The following is a 15,912-nucleotide window of genomic DNA, read 5'->3' on the forward strand; positions in this document are numbered from 1 at the left end:
CCAAGAGCTATGCGGTCAGCGCTGGCGGAGGTCAAGCGCGGCTCATTGGAGGATACCTTTGGCGCGATTCCTTCGTGACGGACGTCGTCGAATTAGATCACCTTCCCAAAAGCCTTGCGTGCTCGAATTTCACATCAGCTACTTTTGGTTGCAAATGGCTGCTCCCTATCGACAGCCAGAGATGGCCAGCGAGTCATGGTGCCGCGAGGGGCTTAAGGGCAACGCTTTGAAACAAGATACGAAATGTTTCAAATTGCCTACTTCTCAAAATGCTTAACGTGGCCGACAGTGCGACGTGGAATGGCCGCGGACAGCACGCTGGCCGAAGGTGGGGAAGAAAACTCAACGTCATCTGTTTTATGGGCGGGATATCCGAAGCATTCCGGTTGACGCACAACCTGGAAAATCGGACCTCCTGGCTGACGTTGGGAAGTGGTCATGACGCGAGGGAATGCTCCGATGAAAAAGTCACTGTTCGCGCTGGCCTTGTCGACCATTCTGTTGCCCGCGGGCGGCGCAATGGCTCAGAGCCTTCCCGAAGAGGTGAAACCCATCGGCAGCATGGACTACCCCTATAACCTCGTCGTTCCCAACTATGCCGAGAAGCCGCTCGCCTCATCGTGGGAGGGTTTCTACTGGAAACCGTCGATCGGCTATAACACCATGTCGTTTAATCGGCTCGGCAGCGCTGATGGCATCACGCTCGGCGCGTCGGGCGGTTATGACTTCCGTTTTGGCAACATCATTTTCGGACCGACCGCGGATTTGAGCTACGATTTCCTCTATGGCGACAGCTCTCGGGTAGACGGGATCTCGGGCTTCAAAGCGCATGCCGACTTCGACGGATCGGTCGGCGCGCGGGCCGGTTTTCTTCTGTTCGATCGCACTTTGATCTACGCCACTGGCGGTTATGCGTTTGCCAATTTGGAAGTGCGGAACGGCGGTCTTGGCACCAGCGATACGAATATGCTCTCCGGTTGGACCGCAGGCGGCGGCATCGAATATCTTTGGAGCGACAGCAACAGTCTGCGTTTCGAATACAAACGGGTCGAATTCTCTGACGAGGGCTTTGATTCTCTGCCGTCCGGTTACAATGACGTAAGCGCCACCATGGACAAATTCAGCTTCGGCTTTGTTCATCGCTTCTGAGTTTCGGGACCGCATACCTCTCAGATGGGCCGGCTGACCGGTTCCTCATAAACTTATCTTGTCTCGTCGTGCGCAACGCCAATCCGCTCTTGGCGAACAAGGGCGCGTGTGATCTCTCTTTGTGTCATGGCGGGGAGATGGTGGGCAGGATTGATCGGCGCTGTGGGGCTTTTCGCTCCGCTTGGCGCCGCGGCCGAAGAGGCGAAGGCTCCGCCGCCGTGCACGCTTGAGCCAGGCCCCATCCGAACCGTCACCAGAGTGATTGACGGCGAGACGCTCATTCTTGATGACGGCAAGGCCGTGAGATTGATAGGGGCGTTGGCGCCGAGAGCGCGCGACGCAGACGCCGCTCAGGGCGCGTGGCCACCCGAAGCCGATACGGTCAAAGCGTTATCGGATCTCGTGCTGGCAAAGCGCGTGAAGCTGGCGTTTGCAGGCCGCCGCCTCGATCGTTATGGCCGCGAGCTGGCGCAGGTATTCGTTATCGACCGGGGCCGGGAAGACTGGGTACAGGGCGCACTGTTGCGCGGCGGTTTTGCACGCGCTTACGGATTGCCGGAAAGCTTTGCGTGCACGCACGAACTCGTCGCCAATGAGGCCTATGCGCGGACGCGGCGCCTGGGGCTTTGGCAAAACGGCGTCTATCGCACGCTCACTGCCGATCGGCCGGGCGAGATCATGAAACGGCGCGGCAAATACGAGCGCGTTGGGGGAACGGTCGTTTCCGTCGGGCGGACGAAGAGCGCGACGTATCTGAATTTCAGCAATGACTGGCGAAGCGACTTCACGGCGCGGATCGACAAGAAAGTTCTTGCCGCCAATCCGGACTTCGATCGCTCACTCGATGCGCTGGCAAACACCACCGTCGTCGTGCGCGGCTGGATCGAACGGCGCAACGGCCCGCTGATCGATATCGCCGATCCGTCTCAGCTTGAAGCGGCAGACGATGCGGCAGCTTCGCAGACAGAGGCCCCAAAAGAGGCGCGCCCGGCCCCGCCGGAAGGTGCGGAACCGAGCACTGTAAACCTGAAGTCTCTTTGAAGCCGTTAGGCGGCTTCTTCTTCCTCGACCGGCGCTTCAGCTTCCGCCAACCGGCGGCCTTTGGCGCTCTTGGAGAGAATGTCCGTGATGCGCTGAACGGCGCCGCGCTCGTCAAGCTTTTCCACGGCGGCGAGTTCACGGGCCATGCGGTCGAGCGCGTCTTCGTAGAGCTGACGCTCAGAGTATGACTGCTCGGGCTGCGCTTCGGAGCGATAGAGATCGCGAACAACCTCAGCGATCGCGATGAGATCACCGGAATTGATCTTCGCAACGTATTCCTGTGCGCGGCGACTCCACATCGTACGCTTGATGCGGGCGCGGCCCTTGAGCGTTTCCATCGCTTTCTTGACCTGGCTTTCGTCCGCCAGCTTGCGCATTCCGACGCTGGCCAGCTTGCCGGTCGGGACGCGCAGCGTCAGCTTCTCCTTGTCGAAAGTGATGACGAAGAGCTCAAGCGACATGCCGGCGATTTCCTGCTCCTCGATGCCGACGATGCGGCCGACGCCGTGAGCGGGATAAACAATGAATTCGTTGGCTTTGAAGCCGTGACGCTGATTGACGGGTTTCTTCTGAACCGCAAGGATCTGGCGCGCAGCGGCAGATTTCTCAGCGGCTTCCTTCGGTGCAGCAGACTGCTGTGTGCCTGCGACGGGCGCCGAAATCTTCTGGCTGGCGGCCTTGTGCGCATTTGCAGGCACGGCAACAGTGCGCTGAGGCGCGGCTGCAGCGGCGACCTTGGCATTCAATTGAGCAGCGGCGATGTGCGGCGCGACCGGCGTCGGCCCTGCGACAGGCTTCTTGGCGGCCGGAGCTGCCTCGACCTTTACGGGCTTCGCCGCGACGGGCGCTGCCTTCTTCGTCGGCGTTGCGGGTTTCGAGCTGGAGGTCGGCGCGAGCTTGGATTTCGTTGGCGGTTCGGCTTTGGCTTTGGCAGACGGCTTCGCGACCTTATTGGCGCTTGCGCTCACCTTCAAGGGCATGGACTTACGGACGGCAGTTTTGGCTGCGGACTTGGGGCTGACCGGAGCTTTCTTCTTTTGAGCCATATCGATCTCTCACTCTCGCATACTGGGCGTCGCCGGGGGGCCGGCTCTGCCGTCAGTCCGCCCTACCTTAAGGACGGAGCATCCGTGCCGCGGACGAGACGACGTCCGAACGGCACGCGCGCATTGATCCGTGCCTCGTCTTTACGAGAGGCCGTCCCCTGCGCGCTCATTTGTGGCCTAGCTTCGCAAATCCCGTCCGACTCTGAATTGGCCCGTTGACGCCCCATAACGTCTTATTGGTTGCTGCTCTTCAGAGTTGAGCAGCCCCCTTTTGTTCGCGGCCGTTCCGGATTTGTGCAGACTTAACGCCATCGCAACTGACACTAACACAGTCTTGACGGTAATTGAAGTGTCGGGTTCTGAGACAATCTCGACGAGCTTAAGGCCGCATTTAAATTAACGCGCTAAACCAACGGCTTATGTAAGAGATGCCCTAACGGGTTGCAAGAGTCGCTGTTTGGCGCAAAATCAATCCCCTGATCCCGGATTTGGTGAAAAATATTTTTCAAACTTGTTCGGCTCGTCTTTAACCGCATCGGCGTCGGGCAGCGCAGCCTTCTTGGCGGTGATGTTCGGCCAAGCGTCCGCATACTGGCGGTTGAGCTCCATCCACTTTTCCATGTCCGGTTCGGTGTCGGGCTTGATAGCGTCAGCAGGGCACTCCGGTTCGCAGACGCCACAGTCGATGCACTCGTCGGGGTGGATGACGAGCATGTTCTCCCCTTCATAGAAACAGTCGACCGGACAGACCTCTACGCAATCGGTGTATTTGCACTTGATGCATTTCTCGTTGACGACGTAGGTCATTCGAATTCCTAATTCTTGTAACGGCCGACGCTCCAGCGTGGCGTCGCGAAGCAATCTCTGGTTCGAGCGGCGCCCTTATTACCATAGGCACAACGGCTGCCTAGGTGGACCGGGCGTCACAGTTTCAATGCCGTCCCCTGAATTTGTCGATCAGACGCCGTTCGCGCTTCGTCGGCCGGCCGCTGCCTTCGGGACGGGACGGCACCTGCATGACAATATCGCTTCCGCTCGCCTCCGGCACTCCCCCCGACGCTGGCGGCAACTGCCGGGGTGTCAGGTCACGATAAAGCGCCTGGGCCTCAGGAGCCGGACCACGCCTAGCGCCAATGCCGAGAATCTCGACACTGATGACGCGGGGGCCAAGCGAGAGGGTCAGGACGTCGCCCGGCCTCACGATTGTACTCGCCTTATCGATCTTCACACGGTTGACTCGCACCTTGCCACGTTCAATCAGCGCCTGCGCCAATGTCCGGGATTTCGCAATCCGGGCAAACCACAGCCACTGGTCGATCCGCTGCAGCGCGGCGCGATCCGCGTCCGGCATCTCGTCAGGTCGATCCGGAGCCTTCGCTCCGTTTCTCCATTTGAGCCTTGAGCGCCGCCAGCGCCGCGAACGGCGATGAGGCATCGCCTCCAGCCGACTTTGGCGGCGCGGCCGTGATCACCTGCGGTGAACGCCGGTCGTCACGGCGGCGGCCATCATCACGGCGTCCCTTACGATCATCGTCGCGACGAGGGCGACCACCCTCGTCCCTGCGATCATTGCGGCGATCGTCGTTGTTGCGACCTTCGAACCGCTGGCGATTATCGCGCCGGTCGGGGTGGCGGTTGCGATCATGCTGACGGTCGGAGCGTTGCTCGCCGCCCTGCGGCGCACCTGAGGCGTCTGCGGCGGGCGCGGCGGTTGCACCTTCGCCTGCGACGGTTGCTTGCGGCTGTTGATGACGGTTGCCGTAGCGATGCCGTCCGTGACCGCCGTCGCGGCGCTGTTGTCCATCGCGACGCTGTCCGTCGCGGCGTTCGGGACGCTGATGACGGCGCGGGCGCCAGATCTCTTCGAACTTGGGTTCTTCCGACGCCGGAGCCGACACCGCGGACGTATCGGGAGCCATCGCAGCGGCTGCATCGGAATCCGCATCCACGGAAGCGACCGCTTCCGCCAAGGGCGGAGCCTCAGCAGCTGCTGGCGGCGTTTCAACTGACGCTTCGGCACCGACCTCTGCCGGGGCCGCGGCGACTTCGCTCTCGGGTTCCGTCGAAGCTTCGGCTGCCGACGGAGCTGCTTCCGGCTCAGCAACCGGAGCCGCAGGCGCGGCTTCAACCGCGATCGGTCGGCGTTCGAGGCGGAAGCCGAGGGCTTTCAACACTTCACCAAGCTCTTCGGCCGAGCATCCGAGGATCGACATCATGTCGTCGGTGGCACGGAAACCGCCATCGCCCGTCGAGCCTTTCGGGGCGTCCGTCTTGCCGGGACCGGAGCGCCATGCGAGCAGCGGCCGGATCAAATCGGCCAGACGCTCAAGAATATCGAGACGAATGGCGCGCGGGCCGCAGACGTGGAAGCCATGCGCGCGATAGAGCGCTTCGGGCGTCGCAGGATCGACCACGACCGACGTCAAGCCGGGCCGGGGCAATTGCGGCACGACGCCGTTTTCGGACGGATGTTTCAGAAGCCATAGCGTCGCCGCAAGGTCGGCCGGAGCAGGCTTCAACATGATCGGGAAGAAGATGTTGAAAGCTCCAAAACGCAAGCCGTACTTGCGTAGCTCAGCGCGCGCCGCCTGATCGAGCGCGTTGATGTCGTCGGCGACCGTCTCGCGCTTCAAGGCGCCGAGGCCTTCCTTCAACTGAAATGCGATGCCGCGCGCCAAGCCTTGAAGCTCGGCACTCTTCGACATCTCGACGAGCGGCTTCAGCTTGTCGGCGATCGTATCGTCGACCCAGGTCTTGATGCGGGCCTGAACCTTCTCACGATCGGACTCGCTCATCGTCTCGTCGGCAATGAGCGTAACGGACGGCTGCAGCGGATCTTCGGCAGGTTCTAGCTTGGCGATTTCATCGTCGCGCCAGATGATCATGCCGTTGCGCGCGAGCTTGAACGCATCATTCTGCGCCGCCGCAACGCGACGCGCCCGCATACCCAGCTCACGCGTCACGACCTGCATCGCCGCCTGGCGCGTCGCCTTCTCGTGAATGCCGTCAGCGGCGGAATCGAGCGTGAAGCGGAAACCCTTCAGCTTGCCCACGAAGTGGTTTTCGACCGTGATGGCGCCGTCATCGGCGATGTCGGCCGTCAATTCGTCTTTGTCCCGCATGCCTTTCATCAGAGCGCTGGTCCGGCGATCCACAAACCTCTGCGTCAGACGTTCGTGCAAGGCGTCGGAGAGACTATCTTCAATAGCGCGCGTCCGCTCTTGCCAATGCGCCGGATCCTTCAGCCAATCGGGACGATTTGCGACGAAGGTCCAAGTGCGAATGTGCGCGATGCGGGTCGCGAGCGTGTCGATATCACCATCCGTCCGATCCGCCAAAGCAACCTGCTTGGAGAACCAGTCTTCGGGGATGCGATTTTCGCCGGTCGTCAGATACCGGTAAAGATTTGAGACGAGTTCGGAGTGGCTTTGACCGGAGATCTTGCGATAATCGGGAAGCTGGCAGACTTCCCAAAGTAGCTCGACGCGCGGGCGTGATGAGGCGATGTCCGCGATTTCACGATCCGAGGTCAAGGCTTCGAGTGCTGCCACATCGTCGGCGGTGCGGGCGCGCGTCAGACGCTGCTCGCGCGGTAATTCGCGGAGCGACGCATGCAGCGCATCGAGCGTCGAGAAATCGAGATTGCGGTTACGCCATTGCAGCGTGCGGATGCTATCGAAGCTGTGGGTTTCGAGACGTTCCACCATGTCGGCATCGAGCGCCTCGGCGCCGCCCGTGACGCCAAACGTGCCATCGTTCATGTGGCGGCCGGCACGACCGGCGATCTGACCAATCTCGCCCGGCGTCAGATTGCGATGATTGTAGCCGTCGAACTTGCGAAGCGCAGAGAACGCCACGTGGTCTACATCAAGGTTGAGGCCCATGCCAATGGCATCGGTCGCAACCAGGAATTCAACATCGCCTGATTGATAAAGCGCGACCTGGGCATTGCGCGTGCGCGGTGAGAGCGCACCAAGCACGACAGCCGCGCCGCCGCGCTGGCGACGGATCAATTCGGCGAGTGCATAAACTTCCTGTGCCGAAAACGCGACGATTGCCGAGCGTGCAGGCAGGCGGGTGATTTTCTTTTCGCCGCTGTAGGTCAGCTTCGACAGGCGCGGGCGCGAGATGAAGTTGGCGCCGGGGATAAGATCCGAGATGGCGTCACGCATCGTCTGGGCGCCGAGCAGCAACGTCTCGGAGCGGCCGCGCGCATGCAGCAGCCGGTCGGTGAAGACGTGACCGCGCTCGGGATCGCCGCAAAGCTGGATTTCGTCAATCGCCAGGAAATCAACATCGATGTCGCGCGGCATCGCTTCGACGGTCGACACCCAATAACGGGCGCGCTCCGGCTTGATTTTTTCTTCGCCGGTAATGAGGGCGACCTTGTCCGCGCCCACGCGCTGCTTGATGCGATCATAGACCTCGCGCGCGAGCAGGCGCAGCGGCAGGCCGATCATGCCACTTTCGTGGCCCAGCATCCGCTCGATGGCGAGGTGCGTCTTACCGGTATTGGTGGGTCCGAGCACCGCCGTCACGTTTCGGATGCGGGCTTCCAGATCACTTGCCATATGTTGCATTGACTCCGATCGAGCCCTGGCATTGCAGAGGAGGGCCTAGAGATCAAGGATTATTCGGTCGGCGGACAAAGAGCGTCACACCGCCTCAAATCCTCGAGCGCCACGCGTGTTACTGCGTCAGCGCGATCTGCTGGTTGTTAGCCGAGGTGATGTTAATTGTATTAGCGGTCATGACGGCGTTGCCGATGGGGGAAGGGATCGTGACCCGGTAGGGCACGTAGATTCCGGCCCTCGGCACGGCCCGAAGCGCAAACTCGATATTATTGTAATCGATCCAGGGATCGGTGAAATCTTTCGGCTTATGCCCGGCAATAGGCACATATTTGACCCGACACACGATAAGCTCCTTGGGCTGGCCGGACGGACGGCGCTCGGTGAGGGGCTCGCGACCTTTGAAAGTGAAGTGCAAATCGTAGCGTGCCTTGCCGTCGAATACCGGAATTACCCGGTTGCAGGCGTCGGAGGGGTTAGCATCGGACACCGAGATCATCGCCGCCATCGGATCGAATACATTCTTCAAATTTTCGGGCTTCAGCTTGATCGTATCCGGTGAGGGGGGCTTATTGGGAACCAGGGCGACGGCGGTCACCGCGCGCCCGTCGAAGCCAATTTTGACGGAGACAAATTTTTTCTTCTTTTTGTAACTCATTTCGAAGGCTGCGGGGCGAAGGCCCGAGGGCTCCAACGCTCCTTTGCCGGAGAAATTGCCTGCCCATTTAAACGCGCCGAAAAATGCCGAAACTTTGGCGTGTGCTTGGGCGTCGTAGGTTCCGTTATTGAAATGGGCGTTGAATTGGTAGGCCCCGACGTCGAAGCCGGCGAAGGCAAGCTTATAGGTGGCAACCACCTCCGTCGGCCAATTGGGACCAATGGCCGAGGCGCTCTCGAGCGGAAAAGTGGCAGCGGCAACCGCGAAAAGGCTGCAGAAGGCGCCCCGCCTCCGCGCACCGGCTCCCGATATCGCCATCGTGTTTCCCTACTTGCCCTTGGGCGAAGGGGCCCTGATAGTCAGAATTTGCGACTATTCTTGGGCTTTGGGCGGGTTCGGAGAGGGCGACTAGGCGGGCTACTGCAATCGTCGCTGCCCGTCTTGACGGGCATCGGTCCTGTCAATTATACAGCACCCGAAACCCCCGCAGGCTCGGCTTGCGGGGCGCTATTTTTTGCTGAAACAGCAAGTTTTCGATCGACCGCCCCGGTTTGAGGGTGCGGCATAGGAGAGTGTTATGACCAGGCGCTGCGAGCTCATGGGGACTTTGCCCCTCTCGGGTAACCTCCGGAGCCACGCTGAGAACAAGACGAAACGCACGTTTCGTCCGAACCTTTGCCACGTGACGCTGATGAGCGAACTGCTCGGCCGCAAGGTTCGTTTGCGCGTGTCGGCACGGGCGCTGAAGTCGGTCGAACACCGCGGCGGCCTCGATGCCTTCCTCCTGAAGGCGAACAACAATGAGCTGTCGCAGACCTGCCTGAAGCTCAAGCGCGAGATTCAAAAGGTCCAGGCCGCCGCCAAGGCCGCCTGATCTTTCGACGCAATTTGCAGATCGTTTTAGCCCGGTGGCCTAGTTCGGCAGCCGGGCTTTCGCTTGCCTGGATTCTTGCAACAGAAACTGCAGCAGCACTGTGCGCTGGATGACGTGATTGAAGTTGTCATCCGAGATCATGGTGAGCAGCACCTCTCCGGACTTCAGCCGTGTGGCTGCTAAACCTTCCATGTTGTCAATATTATCAGCCATGTCGGCGTCGATGAGGGTTTCGCCCTCGATCGTGCGTCCTGGAGCGAGAGCGTCGGGCGCGATGCGCACGAGGCGCATCTTGACGCCTTCTAGCCAGCGGAAGCGGCGCTCCAAAACGAAGATCGTGCCGTCATCGAGGCTGGCAACGTCGGTGATGTCGAAGTCACCGACGTTTTTCAGATGGAAGGTTTGTGGTCCGGCTTTGGTCCAGACCCAGCCGGTATGATTGCGCGCCGGATCATAAAGCCGCTCCGAAAATGCGATCGGCCAGCCTTTGTACGGGCCGCCCTTCAAGATCGTGAGCGCTTCGAAGCCTTTGTTCTGGTCCATGTGCATGGCCGCGGCAGGGATCCTGAGGGCGATGCCGGTTGCCTGAATATTTTTCGGGCCGAGCCTGAAGCGTTCGATGCGGTGACGGCCCTCGAAACCAACGAGGACGGAGCCATTCTGAAAGGCGCCACCTTCGAGCGCGATCGATTCAGAATCGCGATCACGGACGCGCTGGATGGGGCGGCCGGATTTTTCCAACAGCGGCCCCAGGCGCGCGTCCACGATGCCGGAGGGGCGTATTCCTGCATAGGTCAGGTTGCCCGTCATCCAGACGCCAGTGTCAGACAGAGCGAGAAGAGATTTCGCATCGTCGCTCAGCAACAGGCCCGACCAGCCACCGAAATAGGGTGACGGCGACGTCAGGACGAGGCCGCCCACGAACTTCAATTTGCCGAGCGGCCGGTCCTCACCGGTGCGCGAAAACGTAGAAATCGGCCGAGCTTCGACAGTGATCGGTGCCGACTTCAATGTCGAGATGTCTGGCTTCTCGTCCGCCAGAACCGAACTCGCGCCAACGCCTAAAACGGCGATCGCGACTGCAAATCGTCGGAGAAAAAGCGCCGCCACCGATAGCCCTCAATGAACCCGCGCGTGCTTGCGGCGCGTGGCGGCCGCCTTGTCGGCTTCGTGATGCTCATCGAACAGTTCGACGAGTTTCTCCGTCATCGCGCCGGCCAGTTCCGACGCATCGGTAATGGTGACGGCGCGCTGATAATAGCGCGTCACGTCATGACCGATGCCGATGGCGATCAATTCGACCGGTGAATGATTTTCAATCTCGTGGATCACTTGGCGCAAGTGTTGTTCGAGGTAGCTGCCTGAGTTCACCGAGAGCGTCGAGTCGTCGACCGGCGCGCCGTCGGAGATCATCATCAGAATGCGGCGCTGCTCGGGCCGATTAACAAGGCGAGCATGCGCCCAGGCCAATGCTTCGCCGTCGATATTTTCCTTCAGAAGACCTTCGCGCATCATCAGGGCGAGGGAGTTTTTGGCGCGTCGCCACGGGGCATCCGCCGTCTTGTAGATGATGTGGCGAAGATCGTTGAGGCGGCCCGGCGCGGGCGGCTTGCCTGCCGCCAGCCACTCCTCGCGCGACTGCCCGCCCTTCCAAGCTTTGGTGGTGAAACCCAGGATTTCGACCTTGACGCCGCAACGCTCCAGTGTGCGCGCGAGAATGTCGGCGCAGCAAGCCGCGACCATGATCGGCCGGCCGCGCATCGAACCGGAATTGTCGAGCAACAATGTCACGACGGTATCGCGGAAATCAGTGTCGCGCTCACGCTTGAATGACAGCGCGCCGGTCGGATCGGTGATGATGCGCGTCAAGCGCGCAGCGTCGAGCTGGCCTTCTTCGAGATCGAAATCCCAGCCGCGATTTTGTTGCGCCAAGAGACGGCGCTGCAGCTTATTGGCAAGCTTGGCGACGGCAGCCGAAAGCGTTTTCAGCTCTTTGTCGAGGAAGGCACGCAGACGCTCTAATTCTTCCGGCGTCGAAAGCTCTTCGGCGCTAACCTCTTCGTCATAGGCGCGCGTGAAGACCTTGTAGCCGAAGGCCTCGGGATTATCGAGGACCGTCATGTTCGGACGCCAAGGCGCAGGCGTCTCTTCCTCGTTCATCTCGCCGTCGTCGAGGTCTTGGGGTTCGGTCGAACCCTGCTCCATCGTTTCCTCGGTCTCTGAGAGATCGCCTTCGGAAAGCTTCTCCTCGCTTTCCTGATCCTGACCGTCGGTCGCGTCCTCGCTTTGCTCGTCGGAATCTTCCGAGCCGCCTTCGGCCGAACCTTCGTCGTTTTCTTCCTCGTCGTCGTTCGGCTGCGGCTCGTCGCTCTGCTCGGCCATTTCGAGGATCTTCAGAAGATCCCGAATCTGGCGGCCGAATTGCTCTTGGTTTTCCGAGAGCGCCTCCAGCTTGTTCAAAAGCTTGCCACCACGCCCTTCGATCACGGAACGCCAGACGTCGACGAGGCCCTTCGTCGATGCAGGCGGAGCTTGGCCGGTCAATCGTTCGCGAATGAGAAGCGCGAGCGCATCTTCGAGCGGAGCTTCGGCGCGCGTTGCGACGGACCGAAAACGACCATGACTGTAGTGGTCTTCCAGACGCGCGGTGAGATTGGCCGCCATGCCGGGCATGCGAGCCGAGCCCAAGCCTTCGACGCGTGCGCGTTCGGCGGCTTCGAAGACGGCACGGGCGGGACCGGCAGGCGGCGCGATGCGGCGATGAACCTTGGCGTCATGACAGCCGATACGCAGAGCAAGACTATCGGCCCAGCCACGCGCCAACGCGACGTCTTTCGCAGATGGAGCACGCGGCAAGTCCGGCAGGTGCACGGCCTTGCCCGACACGTCGCCCTTACCGGGGCCGAAATCGACTTCGACTTCGCCATCACCCGCAATGGCGCGCACGGCCGGCCCGAGGACGCGTTTCAGCGGCTCGGACGGCGCTTCCCGGCGTTTGGTTGGAGACGTCATGGACTTCGTGTCGCTCTTTTGCCCTCCCCACGAGGGGGAGGAGAGATTAGCTCAGCGCGACGTTGGCCGTGCTTTCTGGAAGCTCTTCGCCGAAGCAGCGCTGATAGAATTCCGCAACGAGCGGCTTTTCGAGATCATCGCACTTGTTCAGGAAGGTGACGCGGAATGCAAAGCCGATATCACCGAAGATATCGGCATTCTCGGCCCAGGTGATGACCGTACGCGGGCTCATCACGGTGGACAGATCGCCATTGATGAAGGCCGAGCGTGTCAGGTCCGCGACGCGAACCATGTGCGAGACCTGCTTGCGTTTGGCGTCGGTCTTCGCGAATGATTTGACCTTCGACAGCACGATCCGGGCTTCGTCATCGTGCGGAAGATAGTTCAGCGTCGCAACGATCGACCACCGGTCCATCTGACCTTGGTTGATTTGCTGCGTGCCGTGATAAAGGCCCGATGTGTCGCCTAAGCCGATCGTGTTCGTCGTTGCGAACAGGCGGAAGGCCGGATGCGGACGAATGACCTTCGACTGATCGAGCAATGTCAGCTTGCCCGAGACTTCGAGCACGCGCTGGATGACGAACATGACGTCGGGGCGGCCGGCATCGTATTCGTCGAACACCAGCGCGATATTGTTCTGCAGCGCCCAAGGAAGGATGCCTTCCTTGAATTCCGTCACCTGCTTGCCGTCCTTCAGGACTATGGCATCCTTGCCGACGAGATCGATGCGCGAGACGTGGCTGTCGAGGTTGACGCGCACGCACGGCCAGTTGAGGCGCGCCGCGACCTGCTCAATGTGAGTTGATTTGCCGGTTCCGTGATAGCCTTGGATCATCACACGGCGGTTGTGCTTGAAGCCCGCCAGGATCGCGAGGGTGACATCACGATTGAACAAATAATCTGGATCGATTTCCGGGACATGGTCTTCCGGCTTTGAATAGGCCGGCACCTCAAGATCGCTATCGATCCCGAAAACTTGGCGAACGGACAGCTTCATGTCCGGTAGGTTGGCGGCAGCCGCGCCGTTCGCGCTTGTAGACGTGCGCATTTCCATTGGATTCCCGATCAAATCGCCCAGCTGCCGCTAAGGCCTCGAACAGGGGCGACCTCGGCGGGTGCACCTGCTTCAGAGGCTCGGAGGATTAGACCAGGCCAGATTGCTTTAAATAGTTATAGGCTTGGAGGATTTCACGCAACTTTTCCTCAGACCTGCTATCGCCGCCGTTCGCATCAGGATGGTGAATTTTCACCAGCTCCTTGAAGCGCGACTTGATATCCTCACGGCTCGCGTCTTCGCCGAGATCCATGACTTTCAGCGATTTGCGCTCAAGCGGCTTCAACTGGCGTTGAAACGTTGGCGCCGTGGCCGTCCGAGACGAGCGGACCTTGCGGTTCATGCGCTGCGTGCCTGCCTTGACGCGGGCAGCAGCGTCGGCGTCTTGCGAGCCATCGCGCGTGCCGTGGGCCCAGGCGTTGGCGCCGGTCTTCCAGGTCGGGCGATGGCCGGTCGCGGCGTCCTTGCGGAAATTGCTGACCTCGGCGTCGCTCATGCCGTCGAAATAGTTGTAGTCCTGATTGTACTGGCGGACATGATCCACGCAGAACTGGAAATATTCGCCGTCGCGGCCTCGGCCCTTTGGCGCCCTATGTACGCCGGGCTTGTCGCAACCTTTCCACTGACACACGGGCGCGTGCGTTTCCCTCTTGGCGCTCGTCTGGCGCTTCGAAGAGACGCGGATGCTGTCGAAGTATTTTGATTCCAGTTTCATTGCATGAATTATGAGGGTTAGGCCGCGCCGAAACAAGGCGGCAAGAAAACTCTTGATTTCCGTCGTGACTGTGCCGTCAATCCATTAATAGGCCCTTTCGTCCGTGTGCCCCATCGCACCAAAGCAGCACGAAAGACACCATGAGAGAAAAAGATGTCCGTTACTGGCCGACTTCGCGAAAAGCTCATGATCGCCCTCAAGCCGACACGGCTTGACGTTATCAACGAGTCCGAACTCCACGCGGGCCATCGCAATTCTCCGGGCACGGGCGAGAGCCACTTTAGAATTCTTGTCGTTTCCGAGGCGTTTGCCGGCAAGTCACGCGTCGAACGGCATCGCCTTGTGAATGATCTGCTCAAAGACGAACTTGCCGGCGGCGTGCACGCGCTCGCACTTTCGACCATCGCGCCGGGCGAAGCGCTCCCCAAAACGGCTGCCTCACACGGTTGAATAAGCTTCAGCCGCTCGGCCGTGCGGACGCCGAGCCTGAATTCGGCGGGGTTGCCGATGCGATCGGTTTGATGCGCATCGCCATGATCCGGTTGCGGCTTTTACGCAAAATCTCGAACCTGTAACCGTGGAAGGTGAACACCTGTCCTGGCTCCGGGATCGTTTGCGCCTCGTGGATCACGAGACCCGCAACCGTCGTCGCTTCATCGTCGGGAAGATCCCAATCTAAATGGCGATTGAGATCGCGAATTGCAACGGTGCCGTCAACGTTGACGGTGCCGTCCGATTGCATGCGGATATGGCTATCGGGATTGTCGTGCTCGTCGGTGATCTGGCCGACGATCTCTTCCAGAATGTCTTCGAGCGTGATCAGGCCCTGCACTTCGCCGTATTCGTCGACGACGAGGGCCATCTGAATCTTCTTTTTCAGAAACTGGTTGAGCTGGTCTTTCAGCGTCGTGGTGTCCGGAACGAACCAGGGCTCGGACGCTGACTTCATGATATCGAGCTTCTCGGGATCCCATCCGTGGCGCGACAGGGCCAACAGAAGATCCTTGGTGTGCAGAACGCCGACGATATTCTCCGGCTCGTCTTTCCACAGCGGCACACGCGTATATTGCGAGCGCATCAACTGATCGAGAATTTTCGCGGGCGGCTCGTCGATGTCGATGGTTTCCATCTTGGTACGGTGAACCATGATGTCGGCGACTTGGAGATCGCGCAAATCCAGAACGCCGCCGAGCATTTCGGCGTCACCCTTGGCGACGGTACCCTCCTTTGCCTGCAAATCGATCGTGCCGCGGATCTCTTCGTGCGCAGCGAGAATATTGGCGGCATCGTCGGCCTTACCTGGTGTCAGGATCAGGATGTGGCGGACGATGAATTCTATGGCTTTGGTGAAGGGCGTCAGAATGTAGATCAGGCCCTGCATGGGCGGCGCAACGACAAGCGCGACGCGATCGGCATATGCGAGCGCGTACGTCTTCGGAAGCACGGCGGCAAAGATAACGATCAGGATCGTGATGATGGCTGTCGCGTAGGCGACGCCGACCTGGCCGTAAAGATGCACGGCGATGTTGGAGGCAAGGGCTGCAGCCAGCACGTCGACGAGCGTATTGCCGAGCAGGACTGTGCCGATCATCTTTTCGGGGCGCGACAGCACCTTATTGACGAGGGCGGCCGGAACGTTGCCGTCTTCTTCGAGCGCATGCATGCGTGCCCGCGACGCTGCCGTCAGCGCGGTCTCGCTGACGTTAAAAAACGCCGACAGAACAATCAGCAAAAGGATTGCCAGAAAGCTTATGATTACGGTCATCGGGGGTAATGGTGTCCGCTATTCCTG

14 protein-coding genes are annotated in these 15,912 nt (G+C 60.3%); 4 read left to right on the forward strand and 10 right to left on the reverse strand.

Translation table 11 applies throughout. The features are described 5' to 3' along the window. Positions 1 to 459 precede the first annotated feature (459 nt). Together RLW41_RS08230 and RLW41_RS08235 are read left to right on the forward strand one after the other, a co-directional pair. The gene (locus RLW41_RS08230) at positions 460 to 1,149 is read left to right on the forward strand and encodes an outer membrane protein (RefSeq protein WP_409561379.1); all 690 of its coding nucleotides are present in this window, start codon (positions 460 to 462) and stop codon (positions 1,147 to 1,149) included. Between the two features lie 108 nt (positions 1,150 to 1,257). Beyond that, positions 1,258 to 2,190 carry a thermonuclease family protein gene (locus RLW41_RS08235; RefSeq protein ID WP_414464174.1) on the forward strand — a complete coding sequence of 311 codons (933 nt, stop codon included), beginning with the start codon at positions 1,258 to 1,260 and terminating at the stop codon, positions 2,188 to 2,190. A gap of 5 nt (positions 2,191 to 2,195) precedes the next feature. Here RLW41_RS08235 and RLW41_RS08240 read toward each other — a convergent pair whose 3' ends face one another. The 5 genes from RLW41_RS08240 to RLW41_RS08260 form a co-directional block, all read right to left on the reverse strand. Next, positions 2,196 to 3,236, reverse strand: a complete 1,041-nt coding sequence (locus RLW41_RS08240; protein WP_414464175.1) for a CarD family transcriptional regulator — start codon at positions 3,234 to 3,236, stop codon at positions 2,196 to 2,198. Positions 3,237 to 3,704: 468 nt separating this feature from the next. Then, positions 3,705 to 4,043 (reverse strand): ferredoxin FdxA, encoded by a 339-nt coding sequence (gene fdxA, locus RLW41_RS08245; protein WP_013950005.1) that lies wholly within the window; start codon positions 4,041 to 4,043, stop codon positions 3,705 to 3,707. A gap of 124 nt (positions 4,044 to 4,167) precedes the next feature. Beyond that, positions 4,168 to 4,587: an RNA-binding S4 domain-containing protein gene (locus RLW41_RS08250; RefSeq protein ID WP_409561382.1), complete on the reverse strand. Its 420-nt coding sequence runs from the start codon at positions 4,585 to 4,587 to the stop codon at positions 4,168 to 4,170. A 4-nt stretch (positions 4,588 to 4,591) separates the two neighbouring features. Next, positions 4,592 to 7,807 carry a helicase-related protein gene (locus RLW41_RS08255; RefSeq protein ID WP_414464176.1) on the reverse strand — a complete coding sequence of 1,072 codons (3,216 nt, stop codon included), beginning with the start codon at positions 7,805 to 7,807 and terminating at the stop codon, positions 4,592 to 4,594. Between the two features lie 118 nt (positions 7,808 to 7,925). Then, complete coding sequence (locus RLW41_RS08260) at positions 7,926 to 8,783, reverse strand: DUF3108 domain-containing protein (RefSeq protein ID WP_414464177.1); 858 nt, start codon at positions 8,781 to 8,783, stop codon at positions 7,926 to 7,928. Positions 8,784 to 9,042: 259 nt separating this feature from the next. Here RLW41_RS08260 and rpmB point away from each other — a divergent pair, with 259 nt between their 5' ends. Continuing rightward, on the forward strand, positions 9,043 to 9,339 hold the full coding sequence (gene rpmB, locus RLW41_RS08265) for a 50S ribosomal protein L28 (protein ID WP_414464178.1): 297 nt from the start codon (positions 9,043 to 9,045) through the stop codon (positions 9,337 to 9,339). 39 nt (positions 9,340 to 9,378) lie between these two features. Here rpmB and RLW41_RS08270 read toward each other — a convergent pair whose 3' ends face one another. The 4 genes from RLW41_RS08270 to RLW41_RS08285 all read right to left on the reverse strand — a co-directional run bounded on the left by RLW41_RS08270 (position 9,379) and on the right by RLW41_RS08285 (position 14,120). Beyond that, positions 9,379 to 10,449 (reverse strand): esterase-like activity of phytase family protein, encoded by a 1,071-nt coding sequence (locus RLW41_RS08270; protein ID WP_414464179.1) that lies wholly within the window; start codon positions 10,447 to 10,449, stop codon positions 9,379 to 9,381. A gap of 9 nt (positions 10,450 to 10,458) precedes the next feature. Beyond that, positions 10,459 to 12,351, reverse strand: coding sequence for a cobaltochelatase subunit CobT (gene cobT / locus RLW41_RS08275; RefSeq protein ID WP_409561387.1), 1,893 nt, complete (start codon positions 12,349 to 12,351; stop codon positions 10,459 to 10,461). 46 nt (positions 12,352 to 12,397) lie between these two features. Further along, on the reverse strand, positions 12,398 to 13,399 hold the full coding sequence (cobS, locus tag RLW41_RS08280) for a cobaltochelatase subunit CobS (RefSeq protein WP_024274921.1): 1,002 nt from the start codon (positions 13,397 to 13,399) through the stop codon (positions 12,398 to 12,400). A 94-nt stretch (positions 13,400 to 13,493) separates the two neighbouring features. Further along, complete coding sequence (locus RLW41_RS08285; RefSeq protein ID WP_414464180.1) at positions 13,494 to 14,120, reverse strand: J domain-containing protein; 627 nt, start codon at positions 14,118 to 14,120, stop codon at positions 13,494 to 13,496. 153 nt (positions 14,121 to 14,273) lie between these two features. Here RLW41_RS08285 and RLW41_RS08290 point away from each other — a divergent pair, with 153 nt between their 5' ends. Further along, complete coding sequence (locus RLW41_RS08290; protein ID WP_409561389.1) at positions 14,274 to 14,570, forward strand: BolA family protein; 297 nt, start codon at positions 14,274 to 14,276, stop codon at positions 14,568 to 14,570. A 7-nt stretch (positions 14,571 to 14,577) separates the two neighbouring features. Here RLW41_RS08290 and RLW41_RS08295 read toward each other — a convergent pair whose 3' ends face one another. Then, entirely contained in the window at positions 14,578 to 15,885 is a 1,308-nt protein-coding gene (locus RLW41_RS08295) for an HlyC/CorC family transporter (RefSeq protein WP_414464181.1), read from the reverse strand. Positions 15,886 to 15,912 lie beyond the last annotated feature (27 nt).

Source organism: Hyphomicrobium sp. DY-1, from assembly GCF_047497105.1.
Classification (GTDB): Bacteria; Pseudomonadota; Alphaproteobacteria; order Rhizobiales; family Hyphomicrobiaceae; genus Hyphomicrobium_B.